Here is a 15,033-nt window from a genome sequence, read left to right as displayed (position 1 = left end):
CTGCACTGTCGCTGGCGACGGGTGCTCGTGGATTGGACAAATGTTCCCGTCCACCCGAATGCGTAGCATGACGGAATGGGGTTGAGCGCACCCGGGCGAGACGATGCGATGCTGTGGGACATCGCCTGCCCGCCCCGGCCCAGTCGCCTGCCCGGAGTCGCCATGGCCGGATTCGCCGATCGGGGCAGCACGCCGCCCGATCTACGGCTGATTCCGCACCCGGCGGTCACGCTCCTGCTGGTCCTGGGCGGCTCCATCGCCGTGGAAGACACTGCCGGACAGCGGCATCGGGGCAGTTTCGTCATCGGACCGGGATTCGGTGAGGTGCTGCGCACCCTCGAGGTGCGGGCCGTCGACTGCCTCCAGGTGCGGCTGCCCCCGATGATCGCGCACACCGTATTGGGTCCGGCCGCAGCGGATCTCGACGCCTCCGTCGTCCCGCTCGACGCGCTCTTGGGACCGGAGGCGAACCGAATGTGCGAGCGGCTCAACAACTTCCAGACCTGGAACGCGCGGTTCGCCTGGACCGACGCCTGGCTCACCCGGCGCTACACCGCCGTCGCGCCCCGGGTGCACCCCGAGGTGATGTGGGCCTGGCGCCGCATCGCCGACGATCGCGGCAGCATCCGGATCGAGCCGCTGGCCACCGAACTGGGCTGGAGCCGCAAACGCCTATGGTCCCGATTCCACGCCCAGCTCGGCCTGACGCCCAAACGCGCCGCGAGCCTGATCCGCTTCGATCACGCCGTGCATGGCCTGGTCGCGGGGCGTCCACCCGCCGAGGTCGCCGCGGATAACGGGTACACCGATCAGTCGCACCTGCACCGCGAGATCCGCGCGTTCACCGGCCTGACCCCGGCGACCGTGATCCGCGAACCATTCCTCGCGGTCGACAGCACCGCGTGGGGCTGGCCGGGCCGATCATCGTCGACGGACTCATTGCTAGACCAGTCGAGCGGACCGCGACCCCCTGTGCGCGGTCGAAATTCGTCTACGTAATCCATCACAGCCTGGACCGTGTGTTTCAGGTGATCTGCATTCGCCCGAATAGGGCACGACCTCGCTGAGCAGGCTTCCCTGTGCCGGGAAGGGTCCCGCTGCATCGGCAGGCCAGACTGCTGGTGTTGTCGGTTTGAAGGATGTGACGAGTTGTCGATAATGGTTCTCGTTCGAAACTCCAGCGTGCGATTGGTTGTCGTGCTGATGGCGACGATCTTGGGCTCGGTCGGCTGCAGCGCAGTCGACTCACCAGAGGTCGGGTCTGTCCCCCCCTCATCAGCCCGCTCGCTCGTTACCGACGGGCACTGCCCCAGCGGCCGCTATCGAGTTGTGCTCGAGCCGGTGACACAAGGGGTCGTGGAGGTATTGGTGATCGAAACCGAGAGCAGTACGAGGGTATTCGACGCCGGCCGCTTCAATATTGGCGCCGACCATCAACTGTTGGTTGGATGGCTCTCGACCGAGCCTGAGCAACTGTGGATCTACTCCAGCGACGTGGGGTCGGCTCGGGTCTCACCAACTACGGATGGAGGCTGGGTGAAAAGTGCAGGCCCGGTACAGCTTCCGGCGGAAGTCGCACAGTGGCGAACACAGCGGTGATGTGGAATTCGCAGTCCATGTGGCTGACCAGGTATCAACAGCCGAGCTGATCTGTCGGGGCATGATCTGGATGGGGAAATGTCGTAGCGATGCCGCCTCAACACCTTGCCACTGACTACTTCGACGTGCAGCGTGGCCGGCACCCTGCGCCCCGCAACCAGTGGAAAGTAAACACCCCGTCGACCGCTTGATCATTCGACATCGATTCGGCAAGATGCCGGATCTACGCTGTATAGTTGCTGCGAAATACCGATCGAAGTACGGGTGCGAGCCGCAACTTTCAGGATTTCGGTCGTCAGTCTCCCAATAAGGCGCGTTGATTCGTTCGCGGTGCGAACGATCGCGAGTTCCGAGGAAGCGGCGTCGATGATCGGCCGCCATTCAACCGTCGCAGGTGAGCTGTTAAATCCCAGCGGCTCAGGGGCGAGCCAAATCCCTTTGCCGCGAGCAACCATCGTCATGCAATCATCGAGCTTGTCCACCATCGGCCCGAGCAGGACCGGTGTACCGTCCGGCCGTGGGTCGATGATCCACTGGCGTAGATCGTGTTCTGAGAGAAATATATTTGGTCGGATGATCGGTTCGGCGCCGAGATCCGCGAGAACCACCGATTCTTGGGCTGCCAGCGGATGTTTCGGTGGTAGCGCTACCGCGCGGCGATTTCTGGAGACGACAGTGCTACACAAGCTTTCGTCGCCGTGTGGCATCCACATGAGTGCAGCGTCGACCTCACCTGAGATCAATAGCGAGCGTTCCTGTTTCCGAGTGTGAGCGATGACCAACTCGACCTCCAAACCAGGAACCGTGGCTTCCAGCGCGTCGGCGACCTCGATTGTGAACAATTCGGTCGTGCGTGGTCCGCTGACAATCCGTAGCCTGTCGAGCGTCCCACGATCCGCTTCATGCACTCGTTCGATCAGCCGATCGAGGTCCGCGATCAATGCGCTACCACCACGTGCGAGCTCCCGGCCCGCTGGTGTGAGCCGAACCCCGCGCGATGTCCGGACCAGCAAGGGTACCTGCATCGCTCGTTCAAGTTGTTGCATCTGGGCAGACAGTGTCTGCTGACTGATATGAAGACGACCGGACGCGTGGGTAATGTTCAGCTCGTCGGCGACCACCAGAAACGAGCGGAGCTGACGAATATCCTGACTGATCACACGGTAAAGCTACTCTCAAAGCGAGTCATTCACCGCTACAGGGAATCTTGGTTGCAGTCACAGATATTTAGTGTTTCAGGTGATGCTTCTCCCGTGGCACTATATTGATATGACTCCAAACTCTGCGGAATTTCCGGTGGGCAATATCGAGAAGCTCGCAAAGATCGACATCGAAGCTGCCGATTTACGCCCTGCCCTTCGTGCGGCAGTTCGAAGGCATCTCGAAGGCGCGGGAGCCAATTGTGGATTTCAGTCGTTCATCGATGGAGATCCGGTCTCTGAAATCTCCGCCGCCGAGTAAATATTACGTTCGATATATGGGATGATAGTTTCACGGGTAGTATCTCGACGAATTTGATCCCAAGTCGATCGGAGAGAATTTTCGAAAATGGGAACACTATGACGGCGATTGAATATGAGCTGATCGAGGCAAGTGATGACCTTGCTTCCGGAATAGGCTCAGAATCAAGCATCGAATTCCTCGAAGATGGAAATATTACGGTGCGTTTGATCCTCCTGGCGAAACTTGTTGATGCGTTGCTATCAAACCATAAACAGGATGCCGTTATCGCGGGTCTCCCGGCCGTACTGGAAGCGCTCGAAAAGTTGCGTTCAATGGAGGCTGAAGAGTTCCGGGCACTAATCTCCTATCCGCACACCGGATCATGGCTTTCATACGCATGTCGCCGCATATTCGACGATCGACAAGACGGAATCTCGAGTGTGCCCCTCTCGGCAGACATCGGCTACCTCGGATGGCTTGTTGCCTCAGGCTTGATTGCAACAACCGCCGAAGGATCTATCGAGCTGACCATTCGGCATGGCGTGATTATGTTGCCGCGTATTGGCCTCGCGCGTTTGGGAAATTCAGGTCAACACGGGCAGTGCAACCTTTATTGGACCGAAGACGGCGGAATGAGATTCACTAGTGAGTGGGGCGTGCTCCAGGTGAATTGTCCAAAATCAGAGGATAATCCTGCCTGGTTACCGCTTCGGAGGTTGAGTGGTGGATCGAGTGAATCGAAGTCGGTCTACCTCGATGATATCGATCCCTTCCGAGACTTTGCTGAAGCAGACATAGTCGAATATCAGCGAAATCCCCCTCGGTTGACCCTCGTCGAAGCTGCGCCATGGCAGCAGAGATTTGAGGCCGCATGGGGTCTACTCGAAAAAGATTTCGCCTCGTACACCATTCCCATGCAGCGCAGTCTGGCAATGATTGTGCCACTTACTGCCGAGTATGATCCGTGCTCTGTGAGCTACACGTCGCACAACGGCTATGGCGCTGTATATACCACAGCGCCACCTGATTGCTGCGAATTGGCAGTTACGCTGATTCATGAAATACAACATACGAAATTTACCTTGCTTACCGATCAGGTAATACTGCATGACTCCAACCAGGAATGCCACTTGTATGCGCCGTGGAGACAGGATCCGCGGCCGATCGCAGGACTCATGCATGGAATATATGCGTTCTTTGGAATTGCTGATTTCTGGCGTGTCCATCGCAAATCTCCATGTCACCGATCGTTGCGTGCGGACAGCGAATTTGAACGGTGGCGGATACAGGTAGAGGCCGCCATCGCCGTAGCACTGGAATCCGGTTTGCTGACGCCTGAAGGAACACGCTTCCTCTGTACGTTGACTGGTAGTATCCGTAAATGGGACAGTGAAGAAGTCTCTATTGAGGCCAAGCAAGACGCACAGATTGTATCTAACGCCCACAGAGCATTCTGGCGGGTGCGCAATCTGAGACCGGCCTCGGAAGCGATTGCCAGTCTGTGCGATGATTGGATCACGAAGAATCATCGCACAGCCGCTCTCCCTGATTCTGAATTGATTGATCAGAATGGCATACCAGATAACTATGCTCGGGCCAGAATTCCGGAGCGCATTCCCGAGAATTCCTTGACCTATTGCATTGCTAAATACACGGAATCCTTAAGAATTGATCCTATGGACCCTCGGGCGTGGGCAGGGTTGACTCTCGCGCTGCCAATGAAGTATCCGGAACTGAACTTTCATGTTCTGGAAGAGCGCACGGAAGTCGTCGCTCATATGTATGAGACTATACAGTTGACCAGTGGAGACTGTGATATCGTCTCACTGGCGCAGTGGTTGTCAAGTTCGGTAGTCCATCGCTGAGCCTTATCAAGCGTCCCGCTCAATTTCTATTTGAGTGTAACGTACAGACGCTTGTAGTGTGTTAGAAATGTTGAGACGCTCATCGGCTCAGGGTGATCGAAGCCCCACGGGTTCCGCAACTCGAGTTTATCGCCGAGGACACGAACAACCTCGTAGTTATGGCCGGGGTAAATTCCGAAAGGGCGGATGTCGCGTCGAGTTTGCTCGTACGTGCCAACGAGAACCGGCTTGTCGCTGTCGAGCTGCCTCTTGAATTCACTGAGAAGGGGAGCGTGCTCATTTGGCGGATATCGGACCTCCGCTTCTTCGCCGGTGATCCTCGCGAGCACGCTGGCGCGGTCGGAAGGCATCGAACCTACGCCTAGTCGGTTATAACCGAGTGGTGGTGAGGGCTGAATCTCGTAGAGCGTGTGCAGGTCGTCAATGCCACTGTATTTCTCAATCCATCGTTGATTCCACCGCATATGGGCGGCCTTGTCCCATGCTTGGTCTTCGCTAGCGATGGCCTTCTCGATCAGTGCGGGCCATGTACAGGTGCTCGACCATACGCCGGCCGGTCGCTCATGTGGTGTGTCGAGAAAGTAGGGCAGATCACTACTTACTCGAAAGGTGGTGGTATTCCCGGTTGGCTTTCCGACCATGTGGGGCTGTGTCACCGCCTCCAATTCGTGAAGGGTTACGTCGTAGGTGCCGTCACCGCGATCGAAGATCGCCTTCCGAATAGCATCGGGGCGGTGACCGGCAACAGCGCCGATCGTGGCGACAATTCCGCAATCATTTATGCTCCCCTGCCTAACCTGTTCACGCACGGGTGAACCATCGAAAGCGGGGTGTCGACATTGGCGGAATGCTACCTCCCTGTTTGTGGCATAGTCGGTAGTGAACGTCGGATTGCGGACATTGATGACCACGTTACATGAGGGCTTATCGTACGATTGTGTTTTTTCTCGACCGATAGATTGAGAGCTGGTCCAGTCGGTCTCGCTTAATCGTCGCGCCTCGATTCTGAACTCTTCCGCCATTCTTCGAATTCTTGATATCACACCCCTGTCGTAGCCCAGTGGGATATCGGCCTGGATCGTCCGGCAGATGCGTACCATCAGCTCGGAAAGTTTCTCGGACATTCGGCTACGTGTGTTTCAAGTATGGTCAGAGAAGATCGAATTCGGAAGCGACTGTTGGCGCTGGTTGTATGAATAGTGATTCTTCGATAATATTCTAGGCGATTGACCGTGATCCCGCTGCAAATCTATTGGTGACTGCAGCGGAACCTCGATGGAGTTGTGAACTGTTCAACCCTACCGCAAACGCACGTTGTAGGTTCTAAACCATGCGTCGATCTCGAGTAAGTAGCTGATGTGCTGGGTCGGGGTCCAATCGGCGAGATCGTCACTATGCCGGGCCAAGTACTGCGAGACAGAAGTGGCGTCGATGAGTTGGTGGAGGGGAGAGCTGGGATCGGCCAACGTGTCGTTGGCGCGAGCCCACAATGCCCGATGGTATCCGAGGGTGATGCTGGCCGGATATCCGCTCTTACGCCGCCACACGATCTCATCCGGAAGCAGGTCACTGACGGAACGACGCAGGAGGCCTTTCTCCATGCCGCGATCGCGGCGCCAGGCGTCCGGGATGTTCCACGTATATTCGACCAAACGGTGGTCCAGATAGGGAACCCGTAACTCGACGCCTGACGCCATCGAGGCCCGGTCCGCGCGTCGCAGCAAGAAGGGCAGGTAGAAGCTGTTGGTCAGGGCGGCGATCTGCCGGACCCTCCGGTCCTTTCCGAAACCGACTGCAGCAGTGGCATTTTCGAGCGCGACTTGGTAACGCTCGCGCCGATAGCGCAACGGATCGATGTGCCGACGTGCGTCACCGTTGAGCAGTGTGCTGATAGGACGATAGGTGCGGTGCCACGGAAAGTCATCGACGGCCTGGTCTTCGGTGTCGTGGTGCCACCGGTAGCCGTGGAATAGTTCGTCGGCTCCCTCGCCGCTGATCGCGACGGGCGCGTCCTGGGAGATCCGTCGGAACAGCAACGCCAACGACGTGTTGATCGTGCTCAATGAAGGAAGGTCGAATGCCGTCAGCATCAGTTCTCGGGCGTCGAGCAGGTCTTGAGTGGTTACCACGAATGTGTGATGTTGCGTGCCAACATGTTTGGCGGTCAACAACGCATAGGAGTTGTCCCGGTCGACATGGAGAGCGGATGCTGCGTGTGCTACTGAGCCAATGGATTCGTACGCGTGGTCGATGTCAAACGACATCAACGTCTTTCCGGTGGTTCGCAGGTGCGCCGCGGCGAGGGCCGTGGCTGCGGCGGAATCGAGTCCGCCAGAGTTCAGCGTGCACACCGGGACATCGGCACCGGTCTGCGCAATGACGCTGTCGGTCAGCAGTTCCCGGATGCGAGATACGGTCGAGTTGAAGTCATGCTCGTGTGGGTGATCCTGTAGTTCCCAGTATCTATGCGTCCGGAAGCCCTCGGCTGTCGCGGTCAATACCGTGGCAGGTTCGAGTTCATGAATTCCGCGAAAGATGGCATGGCCCGGCGACGTCATCGGAACCATGGCAATGAGTTCGGCCAGCCCATCGGCGTCCACCTCTGCGGTGATCTCGTGATGAGCCAGAAGCGCCTTGAGTTCAGACCCGAACACCAGGCCCTTCGGAGTATGCGCGTAGTACAGAGGTTTGATGCCAAGGCGATCTCGTGCGAGCAAGAGCCTGGACTCGGTGCCATCCCAAATCGCGAAAGCGAACATGCCGTTGAATCGCTCCACGCAGCCAGGGCCCCATCGAAGATAGGACTGTAGAACGACCTCGGTGTCGGAGCGGGTTACGAAGCGGTGCCCGAGTCCGGTGAGTTGTCGGCGTAGATCGGCGAAATTGTAGATCTCGCCACTAAAGGTAAGCACGATAGGCAGGTCATCGCGATGAATAGTCATAGGTTGTGACCCGCCGACGTCGTCGATGATCGATAGCCGTGCATGTCCGATTGCAGCATGTTTGTCGACCCAGACACCATCTGCATCGGGGCCTCGGTGTCTGAGAGTTCCTGTCATTGCGCGTATTTCAGCGCCAGTGGCGATGGAGCCCGTCCAGTCGATAAATCCGGTGATACCACACATAGAGTATTATTCTTTTCTGCTCACGACAGCGGAAGCACCGTGACCATACTGGGATTCGATCCCACTGCAAGCGATGCACCATTCCCGATGATGGGAATAGTCAATCTCTTTGTCGCAGACGTACCCGTCGGTCTCCAGTCCTCGCCTGACGGATTCTCCCCGCCGCGGCGCCGGGCAACAGAGGATCTACGACTGAGAGTTGTGGTGTCGAACTCAAAGTACTTTCTTGACGATCGTTGGCTGAACTATTCCCATGCGAGACTCTGCCGCAGACCTACTTCGCATGATCTCCAGCTGCGGGAAGGGGTCAGTCCTTGATAGTGGTTAGGATTGAATCCGGTTCCTTTGAAGCCGCAGTGGCCCACCAAAGGCTGGAAAGCTTGGGCTTGAATGAAGGTTCCGTGTGCTGCCGGGTAGCAACTAGTTCGGAAATTCTTTGAACTGTGTGGTTCCGAAGGGTTGCCGGCAATCGTCAAATCTGGCATTCGAATCACACCTCGATAGCGGCCTCTCGTGGGCTGTCACTTGCCCAGTCCGAGGGCAGCTTGCTCGGCCGCTCGGATCCTGCGGTACTCCTCGACTGGGGTCGTTACAACGTTTCTGTAGTCGGTGTAGATTTTCCCGTTCAGGTGATCTATTTCGTGGGCAATCAGTCGAGCGAGAGCGCCTTCATAGGTGCTCTTTGCCCGTGTGCCGTCGAGTAGGATATGTGACACGGTAATTCGCTCCAGGCGAGGCACCATGCCGCGCTCATCAAAGAATGACAGACAGCCTTCCCATTTCTTGATCGGCATGTTCGAGCCGAGGGGCCCGATCCTACTTCTGATAATCTTGGGGTTATAGAGCGTTATCCATCCGGTCTCCGGCATGTAGGCCACCGCGGTTGCGTACCTTAGCGAACATTGGGGAAGTGCCAATTGCACCGCGTTCAGTCCTGGACCCTCCGTGAAGGGATGCAGCGCTCGCACTTGCTCGCCGACGCCGATGAGTATTTCCTCGGCCTCGCGAGCCATGGCCGCGTTTGCCGGCAGGTGGAAAGGGGTAGCACGGCGGCGCAGACGCGGGTCGCCTTTTTGCACTATCCCAAGTGCTGACATCTGCTGGCTGGGTAGTAGTGACGGAGTCAATTCATGAAGTCGACTGTGTACTTGGGCCTCGATTTGTTGGGGTGACGCCGCCAATATCGAGTCTGTCGGCATTTGCTCTGTATGAGAAATCAACCTACGACCGAGTCGGTCCGTGCCGTCGTAAGTTGATAGCGCTCTACGAACTTCATTCGCGTGGGCCCTGTATGCGCCTTCCAGCTCTGCCGCAAGTCGATGCCTGAGCAGTTGGTCCAAGCCGGTTCCCAATCGCGATAACAAGGCTTTTAGTTCGTCGGCAGAAGCGTGCATCAATCCGCCTGTTCGGTACTTGTTCTGTATGGAAGCCAGGGTACTTGTGTCGGCAATGGTCGCGACCCACGTCAGCCTCTGAATTTGACACGTCGAGGCTCGATCCGAGAAGCCAACGCCTCCACCTCGATATCCCGACAAGACACATGCCGAAATGGATCAGCGAACGCCCGCATCAGCCAGCATCGACTCCATGATTCGAACCGGCAGGTTGGGGTTGAGCGCCGCACCGCAGGAAGTGGTCGAATCGTCGACTAGCTCGAGTAGACGAGGCATGCTCAGTCGCGTGTCTCCAGCGGCCGTGCGGCGGACCAGCGGATCGGTGTCATAGCTGAGTCGCTCGATTAGTTCGGCTGGGGCCGAGTGGTCCCGGGTCACCAAGCACCGCTCGTAGGCATGGGTGCTCAGGGCCAGACTTCGCAGCCGATGAGTTGGGAAGTTGGGGCGTGTGATCAAATGCTCACACGCGACACTCTTGTTCTCGCGCAGTACATTCCACAGCAGATCGGCAGGGGCGCAAGGGTTCGTCTCGCAGAGAATGCGTCGGACTATCATGTCGTCATCCAACGCAAGTTGCTTGACAAGATTCGGTGGCAGGCATGGGTTGTACGCGGCGCTGCGGCGCAATCCCACATGCGTGGATTTGACAGCACGGTGCATGAGCGACGGATCGGTCGTTGCGCTTGCCCAGAAGACCGGAGTGATCTCATATGCGGGACCGATCTTGAAGCCACCTGCAGTCTGAACCCGATCGCTGAACTCTCGGCGCATCGACACCGCCATCCGGACTCCGGGATCCTGGTCGGCAGCGAGTCTGGCGACGATATCGGTTGACAGGTATGGATTTTCCGCGAGCACACACCGGATCCATGCATCGCGGGACAGCAGTGCGGCAATAGTGCCTGGGTCGAGTAGGGCATTCGCGATTGCTTCCGACCATAGGTGAATCACATCCTCCCTCGCAGTGGCCATCAGTGGTAACAGCTGTGGCAGCCTCCGCCAACTACGGGCCGCGGCAACTGTGCGCGTCCGCGGGTCCGGATCGCTCAACAGTCGATTCAGAACCGTCACCGGGGGATCGGGCCAGCCCATACAGGCCGCCGACCGGACAACAGGAGACGAATCGGCGACCAGTACCGCGTACGCCTCGTCCGGTAACGGCTCGATCGATGTTTGGTGTGTGATAGACCCGAGCGCGACGAAGAGTCGAATCGACGCGCTCGGGTCTGCGGCCAGACGTGCCCGCTGCGCTGCGGGCGCGATCGGGCTTCGCGCCAGCAAGGCTCGGATATCGATGGCGGGATGAGTGGTTACCGCGTCGTACACCATGCTCGGAAGCTCCGGTCGACTCATCACCGCTACCGCGCCCGACCATCCAGAGGTCAGTATTCGCAACAACAACCCCGTGGGCGTACTTGGATTGCGAGCTACGCCTTGAACGTTGGCTTTCACCTTGTCAAGGTGCCACTTCCGCCCCGAATACTCATCGATGCTATTCCCAGGGAGGAAAAGCGGAGCTCACCCAGCCTGTTCAACAGGGGACCGCGGAAGTGGCCGTAGAGATGTGTCGCAAACGTGGTCCATCTTGCTAGATGGACCAGAAGCCTGCGGATGTGTCCGCCAGGCAGTAGCAGCAGGCTTGAACCGGGACTGTCGCCCGCTTGTATATCAGCCCGGTTGGGTACGTCCGGTGCGACCAGTTGCGGCCTGGCTCGGCGAAAGGACTGCTGAAAAGTCCGGACCCGCGCAGATCAACATCACCGCATACATACTTGGATGTGCGCACAGGTAGACCGACGACCCGCCGGATATGTCCGGTACTGTCACCCCAGCGCTGACTTGGCCATCCGGGTTCGAGATTTCCGCTCGCACCGCGTTGTCGACGCTGTTCGCAACCACAGTGCCCACCCGGACGACAACCACCGGCACGCGGCTGTACAGGTGAGGGGCGACGCACAGCCAGATCTGTTCACGTCGTATTACTCACGGCACCAACATCTTTCGGGTGCCAGGCTTCCTCGGACCCGTGCGCATGGTCGGAGGTTCGAATGACTCGTCAGCCGGACAAAGTAGGGCAATGCACTGTGGTCGAATAGGTATCGGCGGCCGCAGGTGTCGAGCGTCCTCGCATGTTGGATATCAGCGAACTCGCTAGAGATTCAGAGTCCGCCGTGCAGATAGCGTGCTCGGCATCCGATCAGCTGTAGCGCATGGGCGTGAACCTCTGCTGCGACCTGTGGCAGTGATGGCCAATCCCGCAGTGCCACACAGCAATTGGTTCGGGCAAAACTGGACCTCTCTAGATCCCAATCCCCGATAAGGGCGGTGGTGTCACATTCGGCGCACGTTTCGAATACCTCCAACTCGCTGCACAGCCACGTGGTGGCGTCGAATTCCTCGTGCGGGGCCGCGCACCGCGGACACAAAGGTGCTCGCGAGCGAGCCCAAGCGCTTGCCCAATCGAATCCCAACATCGGTGTGATCATGTTGTGGGGAATCTCGGTGGCGCTGCTCATGTTTGCGACCGCTTCAGCCATCAAGTTCATATATTCGTACTCGTCGACGGTGCCGCCGGCAACGATCCCGATAGCCGGTAGCAAATCACAGCCATCAAGAATCTTCCTGCAGCTCAGGAAGAATCGTGTCGTGTCCTGGACTCGCTGTAGAGCTCTGTCCTGCGGCTCACCGAGTGCGAAGTAGTACTGAATAAACACCACACTGCGGAGTTTCCACCACGCCGTTCGATTTCCCAGTGCAGGTAAGGAACGCGAATCGCGCCCTCGATCTTTCGAATCACCGCAACCTGCTAGCGCTGACAATCCAGGCTGGGCGGAGGCCAGCGGAGCTGTCGGCTTCTCCGATGGTCGAACACGCGAGTCGCGTCGGCAGCCTCCTGCCCGCGACAGCAACAGCACTCGATGACCCCACAATTCAGGGCAGGCGCGCAATCGTTATTGCCGGTCTCGCCGATCTGGAGCCGGTAATCGTGACAGAGCCGCCGGATGTCATTGTCGGAGTCGATTTTTCATAGGCCCTGGCCCTCGCGCCTGCCATTGTTCTGATCAATGTACTCACCGTCCGCGCGTACATACCAATAGGCGCACGCGAGTCTGTCATCGATGGAGGGGACTTGGGGATCCCCCGAGCGACTCCGCTAGTCGGCCAGATCGGCAAGAGTTGCCGCTAAATGTAAGTTGTCGACATTCCGCAGAGCGGCGGCAGTGCGCGGCAGGACATCGGTGCTGCGGCAGGCAGACAGTAGCTGGATGTGCACCGCCCAAGTCAGCAGCGGTGGTTCGGACAGCAGCGGTAGCAACGGTTTAATGCGATCGCCCAATAGCGATACCGCCTCGAGGCGGATTTTCTCCCGGAGATCGGTGCGCGCCAACATGATCAAACGGTCTTCCAGCTCTCCAGGTCGGGTATGGGCGGCGCAGGCGGCAAGTGCTTCGGCGCCCCTGGTGCCGGCTACCCGACCGGAGACGACCAGATCCCATGTGAATGTGGCGATTTCGACAGACGGTGGCACGAAACGCAGACTGTAAACCGCGGACCCACGGACACCCGGGTCCAGATCGCGGGCGAGTGCGAGCAGCGAATCCGTCTGATGCCAACTTGACAACACCTGACAGCACAGCTGTCGGACCTTCGGGTCTGGATGGCTGGACAGGAACGTGGCCAGGCCGGGGCGGTCGGCGGCAGGCACACCGCTCCAGTCGTAGCTACCCAGCGCGGCCAGCTTCGGCGCCCATTGCCCGTCGAGATCCGAGTATGCGGCGAGTACTTCCGCTGCTTTCGGCACAGACTGTTTGGGGAGCGGTGATCCCGGTGATCCAGGTGGTACGAGTGAAGAGACAGCATCAGAGTCGGGTGTACCGAGAAGGGCGGCGACCGGTGCGAGCCAATGTCTGATCCGTGCTTGTTCATTCTCGAACTCGCCGAGCATGTCGGCCACGACATCCCGTGCTGACGCCGCCGAAGCGTCGTCGCCCTGGGAGATTTCGTGCAGCAGTCGCAGCGTGGACCGGCTGGGGTAGTAGCGCAGCGTCTCAATAGCGGAGCACGCTACGTCGGTGTCGACGTCGGCACTGGCACGCTGCAAGGCCGGTTCGGCAGCAACCGGTTCGTCCCAGTACAGAACATCGGCGGCGGTCGACCGTATCGCCGGGTCGGGGTGGTTCAGGCCGACGATCTTGTATTGCTGCCAATGTGGCTCCTCGAAGCCCGCAACGATTCCCTCGAGTGCGTGCCGGTGTAGCAGGTGGTGGGGATCGCATGCGACCGATTCGACCAGATCGGATTCGTCGCGGGTAGCCTGCCGCAGCACGTACGCTCGAACCAGATCGTCACCGGAATTCCACCAGGCGCGCAGAACAGCGGAATCCCGGTGCATCGACGAACGTTCCAGCACCGATAGCGCTGTCTGTCGTATTTCGTCCGGTTGATCGCGGTCGTACCCGATCCGCGTCAGCGGCAACACTGCGCGTGGGTCGCCGAGCTCTCCAAGCGCATCGGCGATCCGGTCCCGCTCCAGCGCCCCTGTGTTGGGAGAAGTCAGGTTCCGAATCAGCTCGAACGTTGCCGAACGGTCTTGTTGGTCGGCAACCCCCGCGAACTCGTCTAAGTCGTGCACTGGTACATCCTTAGCGAGCGGCCACCGGGGAGCCACCGAGAATCGCCGCCGCCCACCACCTTCGGGATCCAAGCGCCGCCAATGGACTGCCGACGCCATCCCAAGCGCAAAGTCTCCAGTCGCCGCCGACAAAGCGAGCAATGCCCTGGACTGCGGTTCGGCCGATCGACCGCACGGGCTGGAGAGGCGAGCATGTCTATGGTGCTCATCGCGGGGGCAACTGGGTCTGCAGCGCGCTGATCACCCTCACATCGGGCATTGAACACGTCGGCGAACTGGATCCGGCGACGAACTCCCGTAGCGCGATCGTGAGGCCGGCGGCCGCATATTCCCAATATCACCCTGCTCCGCCAGCATCGCCACGGGTTCGAAGTAGTATTTCCCCCTGTGAGAGTGGCCTGGAACCGCGTTGGCCCCATCGCCTGATCGCTCATAGTGCGGCCCATCCGATGATCCCGAGGAATTCCGCGAAAGTCAGCGGCCCGTCGAGTTGGTCGACACACTCCTCGATCGGCCAGTTCGTCAAGGACTCGGGCGTGATTTGGCGAGGAGCTTTTTCGGTCACTGACGTTCTCCAATGTTTGGTCCGCACCTGGCAGGTCATCGGTTTCGCAGGCTCGTGAGTGCTTCGCACGCTCACCATGCGGCCACAGTAGTTTCCAGCCAGGGAGAACTCTCTGGCTGCGATGTCGGTGGTTAAGTCCACTGTTCATGTGGGCGCAACTGTCAGTTCCGCCTCAAAATGGTCTGCGCATGGTGCGTGGTGCTCGCCCGCTCGACCTTAACAACATCCAGCACCCGTTGGTCTTACGGCTGTTTACCGCACCTGGGAAGGGTGGTCCCCTTCCCTGGATATTCATCGTCTTGCGGCCGATCGCATAGACACCCATGAAAGCAAGTTCCAAATCTTGCAGGTCGTCGATATCCTCGGTTCTGGTGAGGTAGACGATCTGCGTTATGGAGCTGCCACCGGA

General features: G+C 58.8%; 10 protein-coding genes. 3 read left to right on the top strand and 7 right to left on the bottom strand.

The features are described 5' to 3' along the window. Positions 1-75 precede the first annotated feature (75 nt). Complete coding sequence (locus ACFVUS_RS25660) at positions 76-999, top strand: helix-turn-helix domain-containing protein (RefSeq protein ID WP_387771397.1); 924 nt, start codon at positions 76-78, stop codon at positions 997-999. 791 nt (positions 1,000-1,790) lie between these two features. Here the strand turns inward: ACFVUS_RS25660 and ACFVUS_RS25655 are convergent. Further along, a complete protein-coding gene (locus ACFVUS_RS25655; RefSeq protein ID WP_387771394.1) occupies positions 1,791-2,759 on the bottom strand; it encodes a LysR family transcriptional regulator in 969 nt (322 codons plus the stop codon). Between the two features lie 136 nt (positions 2,760-2,895). Here ACFVUS_RS25655 and ACFVUS_RS25650 point away from each other — a divergent pair, with 136 nt between their 5' ends. Then, positions 2,896-3,060: a hypothetical protein gene (locus ACFVUS_RS25650; protein WP_387771391.1), complete on the top strand. Its 165-nt coding sequence runs from the start codon at positions 2,896-2,898 to the stop codon at positions 3,058-3,060. Positions 3,061-3,158: 98 nt separating this feature from the next. Then, entirely contained in the window at positions 3,159-4,907 is a 1,749-nt protein-coding gene (locus tag ACFVUS_RS25645; protein ID WP_387771388.1) for an HEXXH motif domain-containing protein, read from the top strand. A gap of 26 nt (positions 4,908-4,933) precedes the next feature. Here the strand turns inward: ACFVUS_RS25645 and ACFVUS_RS25640 are convergent, their stop codons facing one another. The 6 genes from ACFVUS_RS25640 to ACFVUS_RS25615 form a co-directional block, all read right to left on the bottom strand. Next, the gene (locus ACFVUS_RS25640) at positions 4,934-6,031 is read right to left on the bottom strand and encodes a hypothetical protein (RefSeq protein ID WP_387771385.1); all 1,098 of its coding nucleotides are present in this window, start codon (positions 6,029-6,031) and stop codon (positions 4,934-4,936) included. Between the two features lie 174 nt (positions 6,032-6,205). Beyond that, the gene (asnB, locus tag ACFVUS_RS25635) at positions 6,206-8,032 is read right to left on the bottom strand and encodes an asparagine synthase (glutamine-hydrolyzing) (protein ID WP_387771382.1); all 1,827 of its coding nucleotides are present in this window, start codon (positions 8,030-8,032) and stop codon (positions 6,206-6,208) included. Positions 8,033-8,553: 521 nt separating this feature from the next. Then, positions 8,554-9,129 (bottom strand): peptide deformylase, encoded by a 576-nt coding sequence (locus tag ACFVUS_RS25630; RefSeq protein WP_387771379.1) that lies wholly within the window; start codon positions 9,127-9,129, stop codon positions 8,554-8,556. A gap of 456 nt (positions 9,130-9,585) precedes the next feature. Then, positions 9,586-10,755 (bottom strand): hypothetical protein, encoded by a 1,170-nt coding sequence (locus ACFVUS_RS25625; RefSeq protein ID WP_387771376.1) that lies wholly within the window; start codon positions 10,753-10,755, stop codon positions 9,586-9,588. A gap of 830 nt (positions 10,756-11,585) precedes the next feature. Next, positions 11,586-12,143, bottom strand: a complete 558-nt coding sequence (locus ACFVUS_RS25620) for a hypothetical protein (RefSeq protein ID WP_387771373.1) — start codon at positions 12,141-12,143, stop codon at positions 11,586-11,588. Between the two features lie 437 nt (positions 12,144-12,580). Next, entirely contained in the window at positions 12,581-14,059 is a 1,479-nt protein-coding gene (locus ACFVUS_RS25615; RefSeq protein ID WP_387771370.1) for a hypothetical protein, read from the bottom strand. Positions 14,060-15,033: the final 974 nt, after the last annotated feature.

Source organism: Nocardia sp. NPDC058058 (assembly GCF_042885355.1).
Lineage (GTDB): Bacteria > Actinomycetota > Actinomycetes > Mycobacteriales > Mycobacteriaceae > Nocardia.
The sequence above is the reverse complement of the archived record's forward strand: the minus strand, read 5'-3'. Positions and strand labels throughout refer to the sequence as shown.